Source organism: Ancylobacter aquaticus (assembly GCF_004339465.1).
GTDB lineage: Bacteria > Pseudomonadota > Alphaproteobacteria > Rhizobiales > Xanthobacteraceae > Ancylobacter > Ancylobacter aquaticus.
On sequence record NZ_SMFY01000007.1, the window covers coordinates 1 to 17,205 of the forward strand.

Annotated in this window: 17 protein-coding genes, 1 tRNA gene and 1 pseudogene; 6 read left to right on the forward strand and 13 right to left on the reverse strand. The window is 67.1% G+C overall.

From position 1 onward, the window contains the following. The 6 genes and pseudogenes from EV667_RS21745 to EV667_RS21770 form a co-directional block, all read right to left on the reverse strand. A pseudogene (locus EV667_RS21745) lies at positions 1-152 on the reverse strand (NAD(P)(+) transhydrogenase (Re/Si-specific) subunit alpha); the annotation flags it as partial. A gap of 8 nt (positions 153-160) precedes the next feature. Beyond that, positions 161-454, reverse strand: coding sequence for an aa3-type cytochrome c oxidase subunit IV (locus EV667_RS21750; RefSeq protein WP_131837415.1), 294 nt, complete (start codon positions 452-454; stop codon positions 161-163). A gap of 87 nt (positions 455-541) precedes the next feature. Beyond that, complete coding sequence (locus tag EV667_RS21755; protein WP_131837416.1) at positions 542-1,906, reverse strand: ABC1 kinase family protein; 1,365 nt, start codon at positions 1,904-1,906, stop codon at positions 542-544. 75 nt (positions 1,907-1,981) lie between these two features. After that, on the reverse strand, positions 1,982-2,479 hold the full coding sequence (locus EV667_RS21760) for a DUF6790 family protein (RefSeq protein WP_131837417.1): 498 nt from the start codon (positions 2,477-2,479) through the stop codon (positions 1,982-1,984). Between the two features lie 29 nt (positions 2,480-2,508). After that, entirely contained in the window at positions 2,509-3,447 is a 939-nt protein-coding gene (locus EV667_RS21765; RefSeq protein WP_131837418.1) for a heme-dependent oxidative N-demethylase family protein, read from the reverse strand. A 269-nt stretch (positions 3,448-3,716) separates the two neighbouring features. Then, positions 3,717-4,742: an MBL fold metallo-hydrolase gene (locus EV667_RS21770; protein ID WP_245516321.1), complete on the reverse strand. Its 1,026-nt coding sequence runs from the start codon at positions 4,740-4,742 to the stop codon at positions 3,717-3,719. An 87-nt stretch (positions 4,743-4,829) separates the two neighbouring features. Between EV667_RS21770 and EV667_RS21775 the strand changes: the two genes are divergently transcribed. Then, positions 4,830-5,708 (forward strand): helix-turn-helix domain-containing protein, encoded by an 879-nt coding sequence (locus EV667_RS21775; RefSeq protein WP_131837419.1) that lies wholly within the window; start codon positions 4,830-4,832, stop codon positions 5,706-5,708. A 3-nt stretch (positions 5,709-5,711) separates the two neighbouring features. On the opposite strand, the gene EV667_RS21780 is transcribed toward EV667_RS21775, so the two are convergent. After that, on the reverse strand, positions 5,712-7,556 hold the full coding sequence (locus tag EV667_RS21780; protein WP_131837420.1) for a M3 family oligoendopeptidase: 1,845 nt from the start codon (positions 7,554-7,556) through the stop codon (positions 5,712-5,714). A 201-nt stretch (positions 7,557-7,757) separates the two neighbouring features. Here EV667_RS21780 and EV667_RS21785 point away from each other — a divergent pair, with 201 nt between their 5' ends. Further along, positions 7,758-8,483 carry a histidine phosphatase family protein gene (locus EV667_RS21785; protein ID WP_131837421.1) on the forward strand — a complete coding sequence of 242 codons (726 nt, stop codon included), beginning with the start codon at positions 7,758-7,760 and terminating at the stop codon, positions 8,481-8,483. Between the two features lie 60 nt (positions 8,484-8,543). Here EV667_RS21785 and EV667_RS21790 read toward each other — a convergent pair whose 3' ends face one another. Then, the gene (locus EV667_RS21790) at positions 8,544-8,822 is read right to left on the reverse strand and encodes a hypothetical protein (RefSeq protein WP_245516322.1); all 279 of its coding nucleotides are present in this window, start codon (positions 8,820-8,822) and stop codon (positions 8,544-8,546) included. 198 nt (positions 8,823-9,020) lie between these two features. On the opposite strand from EV667_RS21790, the gene EV667_RS21795 reads away from it, so the two are divergent. After that, entirely contained in the window at positions 9,021-9,269 is a 249-nt protein-coding gene (locus tag EV667_RS21795; RefSeq protein WP_131837422.1) for a hypothetical protein, read from the forward strand. Between the two features lie 84 nt (positions 9,270-9,353). Here EV667_RS21795 and EV667_RS21800 read toward each other — a convergent pair. Then, positions 9,354-9,428, reverse strand: a tRNA-Val gene (locus tag EV667_RS21800). A 135-nt stretch (positions 9,429-9,563) separates the two neighbouring features. Continuing rightward, positions 9,564-9,923, reverse strand: coding sequence for a cell cycle two-component system response regulator CpdR (cpdR, locus tag EV667_RS21805; protein WP_018387375.1), 360 nt, complete (start codon positions 9,921-9,923; stop codon positions 9,564-9,566). Positions 9,924-10,185: 262 nt separating this feature from the next. On the opposite strand from cpdR, the gene EV667_RS21810 reads away from it, so the two are divergent. Beyond that, positions 10,186-11,067, forward strand: coding sequence for an N-formylglutamate amidohydrolase (locus tag EV667_RS21810; protein ID WP_131837423.1), 882 nt, complete (start codon positions 10,186-10,188; stop codon positions 11,065-11,067). A gap of 1,871 nt (positions 11,068-12,938) precedes the next feature. After that, positions 12,939-13,724: a histidinol-phosphatase gene (gene hisN, locus EV667_RS21815; protein ID WP_131837424.1), complete on the forward strand. Its 786-nt coding sequence runs from the start codon at positions 12,939-12,941 to the stop codon at positions 13,722-13,724. Positions 13,725-13,762: 38 nt separating this feature from the next. Here the strand turns inward: hisN and EV667_RS21820 are convergent, their stop codons facing one another. Together EV667_RS21820 and EV667_RS21825 are read right to left on the reverse strand one after the other, a co-directional pair. Further along, on the reverse strand, positions 13,763-14,722 hold the full coding sequence (locus EV667_RS21820) for an alpha/beta fold hydrolase (RefSeq protein WP_131837425.1): 960 nt from the start codon (positions 14,720-14,722) through the stop codon (positions 13,763-13,765). Between the two features lie 92 nt (positions 14,723-14,814). Then, positions 14,815-15,198, reverse strand: a complete 384-nt coding sequence (locus EV667_RS21825) for a hypothetical protein (protein ID WP_131837426.1) — start codon at positions 15,196-15,198, stop codon at positions 14,815-14,817. Between the two features lie 257 nt (positions 15,199-15,455). On the opposite strand from EV667_RS21825, the gene EV667_RS21830 reads away from it, so the two are divergent. Then, a complete protein-coding gene (locus EV667_RS21830; RefSeq protein WP_131837427.1) occupies positions 15,456-15,926 on the forward strand; it encodes an Hsp20 family protein in 471 nt (156 codons plus the stop codon). Between the two features lie 206 nt (positions 15,927-16,132). Here the strand turns inward: EV667_RS21830 and EV667_RS21835 are convergent, their stop codons facing one another. Further along, entirely contained in the window at positions 16,133-17,116 is a 984-nt protein-coding gene (locus EV667_RS21835; protein WP_131837428.1) for a hypothetical protein, read from the reverse strand. Positions 17,117-17,205: the final 89 nt, after the last annotated feature.

Sequence of the window (17,205 nt, forward strand, 5' to 3'; positions counted from 1 at the left end):
TCATACTCCCCGTCGCCAATCCCCGACGCCACACCCGCGCCCGACGCAACAAATACCGTCGCACCCAAACCGATGTAGCGCTTTACCGTGTCGGCGGACGCGGCAACCCGTGGCTCCGAACCAGAGCTCTCTTTGACAATAGCGATACGCATGGGTGCTCTCAGGAAGTGATGATCAGGGCGAGCACGAGAACGCCGAGCAGGGCGAACAGCAGCTTGGGCTTGCCATCCTGCGAGGCGAGGCCGACGGCGCAGGCCGCGATCGAGGCCAGCGTGCCGACGGTGAAGATGCCCCAGTGCCCGTTGGCGCCGCCAATGGCGAAGGCCACCATGAAGCAGCACAGAGCCAGAGTGCTGACCAGGGTCATCTTGATGAAGAAGTGATATGTGCCATTGTGCTCGGCATAGTCGTTGCCGTCCGCCTTGGCGTATTCGGTCACCCCGTGATCGGCCATGTCGACCCCCTCCCAAAGAATAATGAGCGCGCGATGCTCCGCTTTAGCGGAAGACGCCGTTTCCGGCAACGGCACGCCCCGGCCGTGTCAGCCCAGACCGGCCTGTGCCAGCGCGGCGCCTTGACGCGCCGCCACCTCCTCGGTGGAGAAATCGGCGATGGCCTCCTCAAATAGGGCGTGGAAGTTCAGCTCCGCCCTGAGGTGCAGGAACACCCCGCCGAGACCGATGGCTGCCCGGTCCATGAAGACGAATTCGCGCGGCACCCGCACCGGCCCCTGCTCCTTCAGAGCGCGATGGACGGTGAAGGCCTCGCGCCGTCCATAGTCGCCCGGTGCCACGCCGTCGGCGATCGTGCGGACCCGGTCGTCGAGCAGCGGGCCATAGATGAAGCGCGCCCAGATGTTGAGCACGTCGATCAGCTCGCGTGTGAGACCGCGAAAGCCCCAGGTCTCATAGGCATGGACGATGCGCGCCGCATCGCCCGCCTGCAGACCGCGATAGAGATCGACCACGCCGCCGACGAAGCTCGGGGGGAAGATGCGGACGCAGCCATAGTCCAGCAGGTTGATCCCCGCCGGCGCGCCCGCCTCCTCGAACACGGTGTAATTGCCGAGATGCGGGTCGCCATGGATGACGCCGAAGCGCGAAAACGGCCGCCACCACGCCGCGAACATGGCGCGGGCGATGGCGTTTCGCTGTTCCAGCGAATGGTCGACGAAATCGAGCAGCCGGCGCCCCTCCAGCCAGTCGAGGGTGAGCAGGCGCCCGGTCGAAAGGTCCGCATGGACGCGCGGCACGCGCACCGCCGGCACGTCCGCCAGCATCCCGGCGTAGAGCGCGGCATGAGCGGCTTCGCGCACATAGTCCAGTTCCTCGCGCACCCGCTCGCCGATTTCCTCGGCGATTTCAGTGGTGTCGATGACCGGGTCCATGCGCCGGTGGATGGCGAGCAGCATGCCGAGCTGCTTGAGGTCGGCCTCCACCGCCGACTGCATGTCGGGATACTGCAACTTCACTGCAAGCGCGGCGCCATCCAGCGCGCGGGCGCGGTGGACCTGGCCGAGCGAGGCGGCCGCCGCCGGCTCCTTGTCGAAGGAGAGAAAGCGCGCGGCCCAGTCCGGGCCCAGCTCCGCCATCATCCGGCGCTTGACAAAGGCCCAGCCCATGGGCGGCGCCTGGTTCTGCAGGGTGGCGAGTTCCTTGGCGTACTCCGGCGGCAGTGCGTCGGGAATGGTCGCCATCAGCTGCGCGACCTTCATGATGGGTCCCTTCAGCCCGCCAAGAGCGGCTGCAAGCGCTGCTGCATTGCCCTGCTGCTGATCCATGCCGAACAGGCGCGTGCCGGCGATGCGCGCCGCCACACCGCCGACCCTCGTTCCGACGCGGGCATAGCGCAGTGCGCGGGCGGAGAGGCGATTGGCCTCGCGGTCGGGCGAATGGGAATCGGTCAAGGAAGCCTCATGCGTTGCCCCAACATCTAGAGCGCACCGGGCCGCGCGCAAACGGCTTGGCGCGTGGCCGCGCCATCACCTTTGCGGTACGGGACCGAGCACGCGCTGGATCAGCAGCAAGCCGAGCACGGCGAGCGGGGTGAGGAAGTCGGTGTAGAAGATCGGCCCGGCATTCCCACTCGCAAGGTTCCCCGTCTCCTCGATCTGGATGGCATGGACCATGCCGGCGCCGCCGAGGAAGCCGAGCGCCACGATGCCCACAGCCGCGCGAAAGCCCGGCGAGCCGAGAAAGGCGCCGACGACCCCGGCCACGCCGATGCCGAGATTGGCCATGCCGACCTCGGCCTGGAACGGGCTCGTCGCCCAGCCGATGGCGGCCGCCGACTGCTCGGCGAAGAACACATGGCCCATGAAGGCCCAGAGCCCCTGAAGACCTACGGGCAGAAGCAGGATGTAGCGCAGCAGCTCATCGGCCAGCACGGCGAGCGAGAACGGGCGAGACCCGCGCAGCGACATCAGCACCGCGACGACGATCGCAAGCGCCCAGACGATCAACGGAACCCAGAAAACCAACGCCCCCTCCCCCGCTCTGCCGGAACACTCTACTCCCCGGTGGCGATCCGCTCCAGCGCCGCCGCCACCGCGTCGCGATGTTCGGTCAACCCCTTATAGGCGAGCTGTTCCGCGTCGAGCCCGAGGATCTGCTCGCGCAGCGAGGCAGCGAGCGCGCTTCCTTCGGGGTGGCGGCGGAAGGCCAGGAACGGGTCGACATGGATGCGGATGGTGAACAGCATGTCGCCGCTTTCGGGCAGGCGCCGCAGCGTCTGCCGCTCCACGCGCACGAAGGCCTCGGGGGCGAGATGGGCCGGGTCGTCGAACCAGTGGCGCGGGCGCTCCTTCGATTCCGGGTGGTGGCGCTCGTCGTCGGGATAGATCGACCAGTTCACCCGCCACACCGGCTGCTCGACCTTCAGATTCTCGAAGATGCGGTTCATCACCCGGGCGAGCTTGCTCTCATAGCCCGGCACCGCCTCGTGCAGCTGGTCCAGCGACTGGCCGAACTTTTCGGCCAGCGACCAGGCGGAGGGAAAGCACAGCACGGCGGCGACGAGCCGATAGCCGCCCTCTCCCTTGCGCAGCAGCACGAGATCGTCGGAGACGAGAAGGCCGGCGATGACGAGCGGCGCCTCGCCGGTGTCGTCGAGGTCGAAGGTCCGGCCGGTGGCGAGCACCGTGAGGCGCCGGCCCTCCAGCAGGTACTGCTCGGGAAAGCGGGTCGTGACATGGGCGACGATCAGCTCCAGCACCTCGCGCTGGGCCTCGCGGGTCCCCGGTTCCTCGCGCACCACAACGTCGCGGCTGTCGCGGATCAGCGCCGCGCGCTCGGTCAATGTGGCCGCCAGCCGCGGGTCCGGCTCGATCCATTCGCCGAGATCGAGCGGCGCGAGCCCAACGGCGAACGCCTTGCGCGAGCCGTCATAGGGCGTGTGGGCGAAGGGGACGTCGTCGTGCGGGACGGGTGGCGGGGCGGCGACATTCATCGGAGCATGCTCGGCTGGAAGAGCGAGGGGCAAGGTGCCCGAACCCTCCCAGCTTAGAACGTGTGCACCGTTTTCGTCAGCCCAACTTTTCGCCAGTTAAGCGACGGTCAGGCGCCATCCCAGCCGAAGGCGAAGCCGCAGAGCCGGGATCGTAATCCCAACTCGGAAGCACGATCCCGGATCGGCCTTGGGCCGCCCGGGATGACGCATCGGTCGCGGGGATGCCTCCACCCCTCGGGCGTCTCCGGCATCCGGCGCGCCGCAGGCCTTTACTCGGCCAGTTGGTAGCTGACCGGCAGCCAGCGATAGCCCTCGCCCCGCCGCTCGACATAGCCGATCGAGGGGAAGGAGGTGTGATAGGCGGCCACCGCGAGGCGGTCGGTGGCGGCCATGTCGTAGATCTTGCGCCGCGTGGCAATTCCCGCCTGCTTGTCCTGGTCAAACAAAGCGTGCCAGTCGGGGTGCGCCAGCGAAGCCAATTCGTGATGGGCGCAATCGCCCCAGACCAGCAGGCGCTTGCCTTCGCTCTCGACGTGGAAAGCGAGATGGCCGGGCGTGTGGCCATGCGCGGCCACCGCGCGGATGCCCGGAACCACCTCGCCATCGGCCGCGACAAAACTCATGCGGGCGGCGAGCGGCATCACATGGGAACGGAACATGATGGCCGAGCCATATTCATTGCTCTCCTTCGGCGCGGCGAGCGGACGGTCGCTTTTCCAGAAATCGAACTCGGTCGCGCCGATGACATAGCGCGCCTTGGCAAAGGCCGGCTTGCCACCGCTCATCAACCCGCCGACATGGTCGGGATGCGCGTGGGTCAGAACCACCACATCCACCTGCTCGGGCGCATAGCCGGCCGCCGCCAGCGAGCGGGAGAGCCAGCCACCGGCGGGGGGCGGCACGAAGCCGTTCTCGCCATTGCCGGTGTCGAACAGCACGAGCTCGCGCCCGGTATTGACCAAGGTGGGCGAAAAGCCGGGGCGAAACCGCTTTTCCGGCAGGAGGTTCGCCTGCATCAGCGCCTCGACCTCGCTGGCCGGGCGGTCTTCGCCGACGATGGGCCACGGCCCGTCGATCATGGCGCTGGCGTCGAGCAGGCTGGTGAACTCGAAGGCCCCGAGCCGAAAGCGCTGGAAGGTCTGGGTCGACGAGCCGAGTTCCGGCGCCGCCGCATGGGCGGGAAGGCCTTGCAGCACTGCCGGGGCGGCGACCAGGCCGACGGCGGCCGCCAGAATTCCACGGCGGGACGGCGCCTCGTTCCGGCACAGGCCGGAGGGCGGGAAGAGCATTTTCATGGCGTTCCTCCGGGCCCGCTTCGCGGCGCGCCCTTTTGATGGTCAACTGCGCGCGGCGTCGTGAGCGCACGGTCGAAGAGGCTATCCATGGCACCGGCTGAGCGATTGTATGAACGTGCGGCCCCCGGCCCGGCAGGCGCGGCGCTGGGGCCGCTGTGGCATCTCGACGGCGAGCGCACCTGCTTTATCGGCCCGCTCACCTACAACGCGCCGCACCAGCACGGCGCGCCGGTTTTTCTCGTGGGGCTATACGGGCGGTTCGGCCTGCGGTTGGCCGGGGGCGCGTGGCACTGGGTCCGCACGGCGATGGTTCCGGCCGGGGTGGTGCACGAACTCGATATCGGCGGCGATCCCATCGGGGTTCTCTACATCGAGCCGACCTTGGAGGGTGCGCACGCGCTGGCCGCCCTCGCCTCCCGCGCCACCGAAACGGAGGGCGTGCTGGTCGCCGGCGGCGGCCACTTCACGCTGATGCGGGAGCTTTGGGAGGATGCGGGAAGCGTGGCCTGGGCGAGCGAGGCGCTCGACGAACTGATCGGCTTCGGGGCCCGCCGCGCCCGACAGCCGCTTGATCGGCGCATCGCGCGGGTGCTCGCCCGTTTGCGCGACGGCGCCGACGACACTCCCGGCGTTGCCGCCGCCTGTGCCGGGGTGGGGCTATCGCCCCATCATTTCCAGCACCTGTTCACCCGCGAGGCGGGCGTGCCCTACCGGCGCTACCGCGCCTGGGGGCGCATGCGGCGGGCCATTGCGGCGGTCGCACAGGGCAGCAGCCTCACCCATGCCGCCCACGAGGCCGGCTTCTGCGACCAGGCGCATTTCACCCATGATTTCCGCCGCACCTTCGGCGCCCCGCCCTCGTGGAGCCTGCAGGGCGTGCGGATGTCGGGAGACCCGGCGCGGCGGAAAGCCGCCGCGCAATTGTCGCAAAGCCCGGCGCGGCGGAAACCCGCCGCACCGGTGTGAGGCTCAGGCCTCCTCCATCGCCTCAAGCTCGGCGATCATGCGCTCGATGAGGCCGAGACCCGTCTGCCAGAAGGCGGGATCGCGGGCATCGAGGCCGAAGGGCTTCAGCAGTTCCGAATGATGCTTGGTGCCGCCGGCCGCCAGCATGGCGAGATAGCGCTCGGCAAAGCCCTCGCTGGCGTTCTCGTACACCGCGTAGAGCGAGTTCACCAGGCAGTCGCCGAAGGCATAGGCATAGACGTAGAAGGGCGAATGAATGAAGTGGCCGATATAGACCCAGTAGTTCTCATAACCCGGCCCAAGATGGATCGCCTCGCCCAGGCTTTCGGACTGAACCTCCATCCAGATGGCGCAAATCTTCTCCGCCGTCAGCTCGCCATTCTTGCGCTCGGTGTGGATGCGGCGCTCGAAGGTGTAGAAGGCGACCTGCCGCACCACCGTGTTGATCATGTCCTCGACCTTCGAGGCCAGCATCGCCTTGCGCGCCTGCGCATCCGGCGCCGCCGCCAGCAGCCGGCGGAAGGTCAGCATTTCGCCGAACACCGAGGCGGTCTCGGCCAGCGTCAGCGGGGTCGGCGCCATCAGCGCGCCATTCGGCGCCGCCAGCACCTGGTGCACGCCATGGCCCAGCTCATGGGCGAGCGTCATCACGTCGCGCGGCTTGCCCATATAGTTGAGCAGCACATAGGGATGAGCGGAGGGCACGGTGGGGTGGGCGAAGGCGCCCGTCGCCTTGCCCGGGCGCACGCCAGCGTCGATCCAGCTCTTGTCGAAGAAATCGCGGGCAATGTCGGCCATGCGCGGCGAGAAGGTGGAATAAGCGCCGAGCACCGTGTCGCGCGCCTCGTCCCAGCCGATGGGGCGCGTATCCACCTTGGGCAGCGGTGCGTTGCGGTCCCAGTATTCCAGCTTTTCCTTGCCGAACCACTTGGCCTTGAGCTTGTAGTAGCGGTGCGCCAGCCGGGGATAAGCCTCATGGACGGAGGACACCAGCGCATCCACCACTTCGCGTTCGACGCGGTTGGCCAGGTGCCGGGAATCGGCGATGTCCTCGAAGCCGCGCCAGCGGTCGGAGATTTCCTTGTCCTTGGCCAGCGTGTTGGTGATGAGGGTGAACAGGCGCAGATTGTCGCCGAACACCTTGCCGAGCGCCTGCGCGCCCATGCGGCGCTTCTCCTCCTCCGGCTCGGCGAAGAAGTTCAGCGTCTGCTCCAGCGGCAGTATCTCGCCGTCGACATCGAAGCGCAGCCCGGCGATGGTTTCGTCGAACAGCCGGTTCCAGGCGCCGCGCCCGGTGACGCCCTTCTCGTGGAAGAGCTGCTCGACGCGATCATCGAGCTGGTAAGGTTTCTCCGCCCGGACATCCTCGATCCAGGGCCGGTAATGGGCGAAAGCCGGCGCATCGAGGGCGGCCTCCATTTTCGCATCGTCCAGCCGGTTCAGTTCCAGCGTGAAGAACAGCAGGTGCGTGGAGGCATCGGTCAGCTTTTCCTGCACGTCGCCATAGAATTTCGCCCGCACCGGATCGGTGGTGTCGCCGGAATAGACCAATCCAGCGAAGGAATAGAGCCGGCCCAGAAGATCCTCGATCTTCTCGTAGCGCGCGACGATGGCCGCCATCTGCTCGCCGGCATCGTCCCCGTCGAGAACGGATGCGAGCTTGCCCTTGTGGTCTTCCTCGAACTGCGCCGAGCGGGCGGCCACCGCCTCCAGATCGGCCCGCAATTCGGGCGAGTCCATCGCCGGATAAAGATCCGAGAGGTCCCATTGCGGTAGATGGCCGAAGGTGGCGGCGGCAGGCTCGGGCGAGCGGGGCACGAGGGCGAAATGATCGGAACGGCGCTGCATGTTCACTCCGGCGGACTAGGGAGGCACGGTAAGCCTGTGCTGCACTGATATCGTGCGGGGATGCGCGCTATCAACCGCCTCCTGGCTGGATGGTTGCGCGAACGCCCCCACAACAAGGCGAGGCCGGGGGCTGGCGCCGCCTACCCCCTTGCCCGGACGGCCTTCGCGCCGCATGTTACCGTTTCAACGGGGAGAATGTGGATGTTTCCGCGCGCGCTGGCCGCCGCTCTCGCCGCGGCGATGATTGCCCTTGGTGTTTCCGTCGCGGAGGCGGCGCCCAAGCGGATCGTCATCGTGCGGCATGGCGAGAAGCACACGGCGCTCACCCTGTGCGGCCTCGGCAAGGAGCGGGCGAAGGCACTGGCGGCGCAGTATCTCAGCCCCACCAGCCCGATGAGCCTCATCAGGGACGATCCGCCGGCCGCTATTCTGGCCATGACGCTGCACACGGTGGAAACCGCGCGGCCCATCGCCCGTGCCTGGAACATGAAGCTGGTGGCGCCGCCTATCGGCTATGTTCCGATCCGCAACAACCGCTTCTTCAATTCCAAGCTGAACGTGGTGAACCGGGACGTGGCGCGCGACCTGCTGGAGAATCCGCGCTGGCACGGCAAAACAGTGGTGATGGTGTGGGAGCATTTCCACATCGCCAGCGCGGCGCTGGAGAAGGAATTCGCCGGCGAGGAGGTGACACTCCGCCAGTTGCTGCATCTCGATCGGGTGAAGGGCGTGAAAGGCGGCGTGCCCGACACCTGGCCGGACAGCAATTACAATTTCTTCTGGGTCCTCACCTATGACCGGCCGCAGGACTCCGTGCCGAGCCGGTTCGAGGTGGTGAGGCAGTATTTCGCCGAGCCCTTCGCCAATCTGCCGTCGAACGGCTGGGGCAAACCTGAACCCCTCCCCGCCAACAGCGGCTGCAGCTAAAAAAAAGCGCCCGTCAGGGCGCTTGAGGCTGGTCATTAAGGGGTCGGCACGTCTCGATGGTCAGTCGAAAGCGCGCTTCATGCGCTGCCACGGCGAATCGCGGCCTTCATAGAGCGGCCCGAAGAATGCGCGCTCCTTCGATTGGCCCTGGGTCTGGCGCACCTGCTGCTTGCGGACGCGGTCATGGTCGCGCACCTGCTTGCGGTCCACCGTATCGCCGAAGCGCGGCGTGTCGCGCGGGCCGGCCGAGGTGGCACTGGCGGGGGCTGCGGCGATCATAAGGCCAGCGGCAACCAGTGCAGCAACGCCGACCGAACTCTTCACTCGTGTCTTCGTCATGATGACCTCCCAAAAGTAATCTGCTGGCGAGATAACCTTGATGACGGGAAATAGTTTCATAGAAAAAATGGAGGTATGATGTGGCACACGCGACCGAGCTTTGCCGCGATCGCCTGATCCAACTTCGGCCGGGGCCAGCACATGATGCGGAACCATTGCCGCAACGGTCCGTTTTCCGCCGACAACCCGGGAAATTCCATGATTGCGCCCCTGTCACCAACCACGCCCCACGCGTTCGATCCGCCGCTGAGCCTGACGGTCAACGGCGACAGCGTGACTGTCGCCACGCTGGACGAGGCGCTGTCCTTCGCCGAGCGGCACCCACTTCCCGAGGGCGACTATGAGGGCATGATCCGCCGCCTTCAGGGTTCGCACAGCGCCGAGGCGATGACGGAGGCGGCGAACGCCTTTCGCTGGTGGGCGCAATCGAACGGGCTGACGCGCTGACGCCTACGAATGCCGCACCCCAACGCGCCCGAAGGACGGGTAGTTCGGTGATGGAAAGACGGCGATGATCGGCAGGGAACGGAATGGTGGGCGCGACAGGGATTGAACCTGTGACCCCCTCGATGTCAACGAGGTGCTCTCCCGCTGAGCTACGCGCCCATTCCGTGGTCTCTTGCGAGCGGGGCTCCCCTATAACCAGAACCCTGCACCCGCGCAAGCGGGGAATGACGGCTGTGGATGGCGCTGTCGATCAACACGCAATCGCGCCGCGCTTTCACGCGCCGCGCGGCGTCTCTACGCCGCCAGCATCTTGCCGACCTCGTTGACCAGATCGCGCAGATGGAAGGGCTTGGAGAGCACCTTCGCGTCTTTCGGCGCCTGGCTGCCGGCATTGAGCGCCACCGCCGCGAAGCCGGTGATGAACATCACCTTTATATCAGGGTCGAGATCGGTGGCGCGGCGGGCGAGTTCGATGCCGTCCATCTCCGGCATCACGATGTCGGTGAGGAGCAGTTCAAAGGGCTCTTCGCGCAGCCGGTCATAGGCGGAGCGGCCATTGTCGAAGTCAACGACCTCGTAGCCGGCGTTCTGCAGCGCTTTCACCAGAAAGCGGCGCATGTCGTTGTCGTCTTCGGCGAGCAGGATCTTGAGCATCCCGGGCATCCTGATTGTCTTGAGGCGGCGAGATCGGCGTCGGGCAGGCCGACGCGCGCATGCCCGCCGCATGCACATTCTCCTTGGGTACTCCAGCGCCCCTTAGCACATCGTGAACGCCGCCCCCTTCCCGCACCGGCGGCCTCTCGCGGACGTGTTCACAAAAACCGCCGCGCTCGCGCCACCGCCGCATTCCGCCTTGCGGGGCGTCATGTTAGAGACGTTGAGGCCCGCGCGCGGCGGTGCCGGAAGCGGATGAGGAATGATGGCCGTCATCGCCGATCTGATCGACCCCGCCTTCGAGATCGTGCAGCCAGCCTCGCTTCGCGCCCCGTTCCTGTTCAATTCGCCCCATAGCGGGGTGGTCTATCCCCGCGACTTCGTCAGCCAGTCGCGGCTCGAACTCCCGGTGCTGCGCCGCTCCGAGGACAGTTTCGTCGACGAGTTGTTCGCCCAGGTGACGCGCTTCGGCATGGGGTTCATGCGCGCGCATTTTCCGCGCTGCTATCTCGACGTGAATCGTGAACCCTATGAGCTCGACCCGCGCATGTTTGACGGGCGGCTGCCGGCCTATGCCAACACGCGCTCCATGCGGGTTGCCGGCGGGCTCGGTACCATTGCCCGCATCGTCGGCGAGGCGCAGGAGATCTATGGCCGCCGCATTCCGGTGGACGAGGCAATTGCGCGCATCGAATCGCTGTACAAGCCCTACCACCGCTCGCTGCGGCAGTTGATGGTGCAGATGCAGCGCAGCTTTGGCGTCGCTGTGCTGGTGGATTGCCACTCGATGCCTTCGGGCTGCCAGCGCGATGCACGCATCGACATCGTGCTGGGCGACCGCTACGGCACGAGCTGCGCCGGGATCATCCCCGATACGATCGAAGCGGAACTACGCCGGCGCGGCTATTCGGTGGTGCGCAACAAGCCCTATGCCGGCGGCTTCATCACCGAGCATTACGGCAACCCGGCCTCCGGAATGCACGCCGTGCAGATCGAGATCAACCGCGCCCTCTACATGCGCGAGGCGACGTATCAACCCTCCGAAAATTTCGAAATCGTGCAGAATGACCTGCTGGAGGTGGCGCTGGCGCTCGCCGAGGTGCCCCATCTGGAGCTGGCACCGCTGCGGACCGCTGCTGAATAAACTATATTTATCAATTACTTAAGTGTCCGTGACCAAATTTTTGATGGGGTGATGTAAAAAACCTCAGGAAGAGCCTTGCATTTTAAACATGCGAGCTATACCAATTCTGCACGCTCGGTTCCGGGGCGAAATTCCACTACCGATGGATCGGTCAAAGCTGCCTGAAAGGCGGAGGGAATTCCAGTCTGCAAGGATTGGCGGGCTCTTTCGGGAGCTCACGGAACCGCAACGGGATGACCGCAAGATGGCAAAGCCACGGCAGGCATCTTCGTCCGGCGCAAAAGAAAGAGGCCGCTTACGCAGCGCGCAAGCGGCCCAAGTCTAGGGAGGAAACGCCCAAGGAGGGCTGTACGCAGCGACGCCAATCGCTGGGTACGAGTGCAAGATGTAGGTGCATTGCGGATTAATCAAGGCACCCATCGGCGGTTTCTGGCATACCAAATACGGTAGCGGGCTCGGTGTGGTATTATTGCCGCATTCGACGGTATAAAAATACTTTTCAGGAGTGCGGGTCGCCCTGACGGGCGTTGACGGGCCGACCGGGGGGTCGCGGCGCGTCAGCGCCCGCTTCCGTTAGGCTCGCCGTAGCCCGCCGCGCGAGCACGCCTCCATGCGGGCGCGCTTCAGATCGGCGTTCATATCCGGCGCTCAAAGCCGCCGCTCTCCAAAGCCCGCGAACCTGCCCCACGCTGGCCCGCCCAAATCGGCGTGCTCCAGACGGGGCTCTCCAAGCCGCGCGCTCAAAGCCACGCGCTCAAAATCCGGCGTTCCAAACCGGCATGCCGCCCCGCCGTTCCCCCTTTTGGACACAGCCGCACGCACCGGCGCGGACCCTCCCGGAGGGTTGCCTGCCCTTTCCAGGGCCGGGCCGCTTTGCCGGCAAACGCTCCCGGCTCTCCGTCTCTGGTTTCGGCCGGGATGACGGGGCCGTCGAGGGCATTCCAAACGCCCTCCCGCCCGTGCTGGCCCGCAGGCGCCTCGCTGGCGCATTCCGGTGTGGCATGCCTGACGCGTTACCGCACCGCGCGCTCTCCCAGATCAGGGGTTCCCACTGCGGACCGCACAGACGCGCGCTGGCGCCTCGTCAATGGGCGCAGGATATCAGCCGGTTGGCCTCCGGCACTGGAAGGCAGCGACGAGAGGCGCAAGAGAACGGCTTGGCCCAAAAGAAAGAGGCCGCTTACGCAGTGCGCAAGCGGCCCAAGTCTAGGGAGGAAACGCCCAAGAAGGGCGGCGACAGCGTGACGCCAATCACGCCGCCGCAACGCAATAACCATAAGCTCCCGGCGTTCGCCTGACAACCGCCAAGCGAAAGAAACGAAACTGCCAATTGGTCGCAGGCGTTCAAATGATGACAATCGCGCGTCCTACGCGCGTCCAGCCCACCGTGCCGCTGAACCGCTGGCATGGCCGGGACTAAGCGCGGGAGATATTCGTAATCCCGCGCACCGGCACGGCTGCGCGGCCGGGCGCAGACAAGGCGCCGGCGACGAAAACTGTTAAATTTCAAGAGGTTGCTGAAAAAGAAAGGGGCCGCTCACGTTGCCGGAGCGGCCCAAGTCTAGGGAGGAAACGCCCAAGGAGGGCGGCGGTAAGGCGACGCCAATCGCTCTACCGCGCTGCAATAATATGGCAGGTTCACTTCTCCGGCGCAACGACTGAATTGCCCATTTCTTGACCATGCCGGAATGGCAGCCATGCGTGGAACGCGGGGCATTTTTGACGAGCGCCCCTCATTTGGCGCGGGCCCGCCTTGCCGCAACGGCACCGGCCCCTCGTTGCTGGATGATTGCCGTGCCCGCCGCCTGTCGCTAGGAGTGGAAGCGGCGGGCGGCGGGCGCCGGCATGTGCAAGCGACAGGGGCAGGGCCGATGGGTGCGGTGGACTTCGAGATTTTCGTCGACGAACTCGCCACCGTGTCCGGCCAGGCCATCCTTCCCTTCTTCCGCACCGCGCTGGGTGTCGAGGACAAGAGCCGCGGCGCGGTGTTCGATCCGGTGACGGCCGCCGACCGCGCGGCCGAGCAGGCAATGCGCGCCCTCATCCGCCGCACCTTTCCCAGCCATGGCGTGCGCGGCGAAGAATTTCCCGACGAGGGCATCGATGCCGACTATGTCTGGGTGCTCGACCCGATCGACGGCACCAAATCGTTCATCAGCGGCATGCCGGCCTGGGGAACGTTGATCGGCCTGTGCCGGCAGGGCCAGCCGGTCTACGGCATGATGCACCAGCCCTTCATCCGCGAGCGCTTCACCGGCGACGGCCAGCAGGCGCGCTATCGCGGGCCGGCGGGCGACCGGCGGCTCACCGTGCGCCATTGCGGCGGCCTCGGTGAGGCGGTGATGATGACCACCAGTCCGCTGCTGATGGAAGAGGACAACCGCGCCCTCTATACGCAGGTGGAGAAGCGCGTGCGCCTGCCGCGCTATGGCGGCGACTGCTACGCCTATTGCATGCTCGCCGCCGGCCATGTCGATCTCGTCATCGAGACCAATCTGAACGATTTCGACATATTGCCCCTCACCCCCATCGTGCAGGGCGCCGGCGGCATCGTCACCAATTGGGAAGGCGGCACGGATCTCACCAGCGGGCGCGTCGTCGCCTCGGGCGATCGCCGGGTGCATGACGAGGCGCTGAGCGTGCTCAACCGGGGCTGACCGCCCCACCGCCGGATCAGATTACGCCCCTCAGGCGATCACGCTGCCGCGCTGCCGGGGATGAAGGCGTCGAAGGCGGCCAGCAGCGGCTCGCGGAACAGGTCGCGCTCCTGCAGCAATTCGTGGCGGGCGCCCGGAATGATGATGTGTGCGCCGGCAATGAGCCGCGTCCCGAGATGCTCGATGCTCGGCGTGCAGACGATCTTGTCCGCGCCGGCGCCCACCATCAGCAGCGGCTGGCGGATCGCACGCGCCGAAGCCGGATCGGCCAGCGTCTCCATCAGATCGAAGGCGGCCTTCACCCAGCCGATGGTCGGGGGGCCGACATCGAGCTGCGGCTGCTCCATGGAAATCGTCAGGTTGCGGGCGAAGCGGACCTCGTCGGAGGTCAGGCGATTGCCGTCGAAATGCACCTCGTGCATCGGCCGCACCCGGCGGGTCGGCACATAGGCTCGCGACAGGCCGACGAAAGACAGCGTGCGCGCCAGCCGCCGGGCGGCTACGTCGTGCTTGAGCAGCGAGAGGTCGAGCATAGGTGCGACGAGAAACATGCGCTCGAAGAACGACCCGCCACGTCGCGCATGGTCGAGCAGGATCGCCGCGCCCATCGAATGGGCAAGGGCGAAACAGGGGCCCGGCATGTCCGGCAGCACGGCCTCTTTCAGCAGCGCCTCGATATCCAGCTGGTAGTCGGCGAAGTCCCTTACATGTCCCTTCATCGGGTTTGACAACAGCCGCTGCGAGCCGCCCTGCCCGCGCCAGTCGAGCGCGGCCACCGCGAAGCCCCGCTCCAGCAGGTCGCGCACCGTCTCGAAATATTTCTCGATCTTTTCCGTCCGGCCGGGAAAGACGCAGACCGTGCCGTAGCCGCCGCCCCTCTCCGGATTCCAGCGCGCAAAGCGCAGCCGGACCCCGTCGGACGTGGTGACGAAGCCGCAAACCGCACCTTCCGGCACGGGGTTGTCCCGGGTGCTGTAGAGAATGGGGTCGGACTGCATGTGGCCGCGCGCTGGTTTCGCCCCTGCGGCTTATAGCGGAGCCCGCCCGCGCGGCAAGCGCGCAATACGGCGCAAGGGCGCAAACGCCGCCTTCAATAACGCTTGTCGCCGAAGCCGATCACCTTCATGCCGCTGATGGCGCCGGACGCCCCGTCCACCACCACCTGCACGCGCTCGCCGCGCGGCCCGTTGGCTTCAAGCAGGATGGTAGCGCCGCGCCGGCGGATCACCGAAATGTTCGAGAAGCCCCGCCCCCGGAGCATCCGCACCGCCGCGTCGGCGTCGACCGGCCCGCTCGCCCGCCCGCGCGCCGGTGGCGCGTCATAAGGCGCGTAGGGGCCGGGGCTCGGCGCATACGGGCCCGGCGGGGGACGGTAATTCTGGGCGAGCGCCTGCATCCCCCCCGGCACAGGGGGGGGAAGCGTTCCGAGCAGCAGTCCCACTGCGACGATCAGCACCGTCGATGCCCGCGCCATCACTCCACACCGTCCCTCGAATTGGCGAGTATCGAACCTCAAACCCTTAAGAACCCGGCACTGAATGTCGCCCGAGCGGGCCGTTCATCCGCCGTTCATCGGGCGCCAAGGCGCCGCCCGAGATTTGCCTCGCCGGCCCTTGCGCGCCGAAAAGCCCTTCCTATCTCGAATTGGTACCGGCCAGAAGGCGGTACGTGAACCGGGTCCGGCTCCCTCGAGAGGACCCTTCTGCATGTCGCTTTACGTGAGGATATGCCATGCGTACGTTTGATCTTACCCCCCTGCACCGTTCGACCGTCGGCTTCGATCGCCTGTTCTCGCTGCTCGATCAGGTCGGCAATGTCGACACAGGCGCGACTTACCCCCCCTACAATATCGAGCGCACGGGCGAGACTGCCTATCGCATCACCGTCGCCGTCGCCGGCTTCACCGAGGACGACCTGTCCATCGAGGTGAAGGAAAACGGCCTGTCCATCCGGGGCGATCGCAAGGCCGATGCCGGCAAGAACGCCGATGTGCTCTATCAGGGAATCGCTGCCCGCGCCTTCGAGCGCCGCTTCCAGCTCGCCGACCATGTCGAGGTGCGCGGCGCCAGCCTTGCCAACGGCCTGCTGCATGTGGAGCTGGTGCGCGAAATACCCGAGGCGATGAAGCCCCGCACCATCCCGATTTCGTCCGGCGGCACCGCCCCGCGCGTGATCGAGGCGCGGACCAGCGCGGCGGCGTGAGGCGTCGTCCCGAGGCGGGTGGATTGACCGCCCCCGCTTCGGGCACGGCCCCGACGAGGGCCTACCGGCCGGGTGAGGACCCCTCCCCCTTCTTCCATCCCGGCCTCAGCTGAACGCAAAACGGGCGCCCCGGCGGACCACCGGGGCGCCCGTTTCGATTCGGGACCGAATTCCTCGCTTGCCGTTGCGGCCTTCGCCGGCCGTGCCTATTCCTCGGCCGGCTCCGGCTTGGCCGGGGCGCCGCGCGCATAGACGGAGGCGGTGCCGGCGGGCGTGGTGCTGCCGGTGCCGACGCCGGTTCCCGTTCCGCTGCTCTCCGTCGCGGCAGCGGCGGGCGGGGGAGCGGCCGGCGGCTCAGCGGCGCTGGCATCGGCCCCGCTTCCGGGCGTCGGCATCGCGCTCGGCGGGACGGCGGTTCCGGGGATGATCCGCACCGCTCCTGTTGCCTCCGGCGCGGCCGGTGCCGATTCGTCCGTCCCGTCGGCGGGGGTAGAAGCGGCGGAGGTGGGCGCTTCCCCGGTCTCCGACTCGGCGGGAGAAGCTTCCGGCGGTGAAATGTCCGGCGAGGAAGCCGCCGGCGCGGCGGCGCCCAGCGCTTCCGCCGACGGCTCCGGCGCGGGAATGGCGGCGAGTTCCGGCGGGCGGGCCGGCGGCAGCGGCGCGATCGCCGGCAGCGCCTGACGGGTGGAGGGGGTACGCGGCGTGGCGGCCGATGCCTGGCCAATCGGGTGCATGGCGATCACCTGGCCATTATAGGCATCGATCCGCACGCGCATGCGGGCGCCCGAGCGGGCGGTGGCGTCGACCATATAAGTGGGTCCGTCGACACGCGCCCGGCCGATGCCTGTCATGCCCATGGAGCGCAGCAGCGGGCCGATATCGGCAGCGGGAAAGCGCCCCGGCGCGCGATAGTTCGACGGGGGCGGGTAATAGGCGGGAGGCGGCTCGTAATAGGCGGGCGGAGGCGGGTAATAGGCCGGCGGCGGCTCGTAATAGCGCTCGACATAGACCCCGCCATAGGGGCGGAGGAAAACCTGTGCCTGCGCCGGCAGGCTGGCGAGGGCGCACAGCCCGGCCAGCACCGGCGCGGCGACCGAGGTGAGCCGCGGTCGCACACGAACGTTCGGCACGCGAGCGTTCGGCGCCCGGGCGGTCGGCGCGGAGGCTGTCGGCGTGCTGGGCATCGGCATGGACATCTCCGAAGAGGTTTTAAACCGCCCCCAAGGGAAGCCTCAAATACGGCGTGGGAAAGACCCTTCGCGCGCCGGCTGGACCGGCG

Bases quoted from the DNA above. Each gene is read 5' to 3' on its own strand.
- EV667_RS21750 (WP_131837415.1), bottom strand. From the start codon at position 454: ATGGCCGATCACGGGGTGACCGAATACGCCAAGGCGGACGGCAACGAC.
- EV667_RS21765 (WP_131837418.1), bottom strand. From the start codon at position 3,447: ATGAATGTCGCCGCCCCGCCACCCGTCCCGCACGACGACGTCCCCTTC.
- EV667_RS21770 (WP_245516321.1), bottom strand. From the start codon at position 4,742: ATGAAAATGCTCTTCCCGCCCTCCGGCCTGTGCCGGAACGAGGCGCCG.
- EV667_RS21775 (WP_131837419.1), top strand. From the start codon at position 4,830: ATGGCACCGGCTGAGCGATTGTATGAACGTGCGGCCCCCGGCCCGGCA.
- EV667_RS21780 (WP_131837420.1), bottom strand. From the start codon at position 7,556: ATGCAGCGCCGTTCCGATCATTTCGCCCTCGTGCCCCGCTCGCCCGAG.
- EV667_RS21785 (WP_131837421.1), top strand. From the start codon at position 7,758: ATGTTTCCGCGCGCGCTGGCCGCCGCTCTCGCCGCGGCGATGATTGCC.
- EV667_RS21790 (WP_245516322.1), bottom strand. From the start codon at position 8,822: ATGACGAAGACACGAGTGAAGAGTTCGGTCGGCGTTGCTGCACTGGTT.
- EV667_RS21795 (WP_131837422.1), top strand. From the start codon at position 9,021: ATGATTGCGCCCCTGTCACCAACCACGCCCCACGCGTTCGATCCGCCG.
- cpdR (WP_018387375.1), bottom strand. From the start codon at position 9,923: ATGCTCAAGATCCTGCTCGCCGAAGACGACAACGACATGCGCCGCTTT.
- EV667_RS21810 (WP_131837423.1), top strand. From the start codon at position 10,186: ATGATGGCCGTCATCGCCGATCTGATCGACCCCGCCTTCGAGATCGTG.
- hisN (WP_131837424.1), top strand. From the start codon at position 12,939: ATGGGTGCGGTGGACTTCGAGATTTTCGTCGACGAACTCGCCACCGTG.
- EV667_RS21820 (WP_131837425.1), bottom strand. From the start codon at position 14,722: ATGCAGTCCGACCCCATTCTCTACAGCACCCGGGACAACCCCGTGCCG.
- EV667_RS21825 (WP_131837426.1), bottom strand. From the start codon at position 15,198: ATGGCGCGGGCATCGACGGTGCTGATCGTCGCAGTGGGACTGCTGCTC.
- EV667_RS21830 (WP_131837427.1), top strand. From the start codon at position 15,456: ATGCGTACGTTTGATCTTACCCCCCTGCACCGTTCGACCGTCGGCTTC.
- EV667_RS21835 (WP_131837428.1), bottom strand. From the start codon at position 17,116: ATGCCGATGCCCAGCACGCCGACAGCCTCCGCGCCGACCGCCCGGGCG.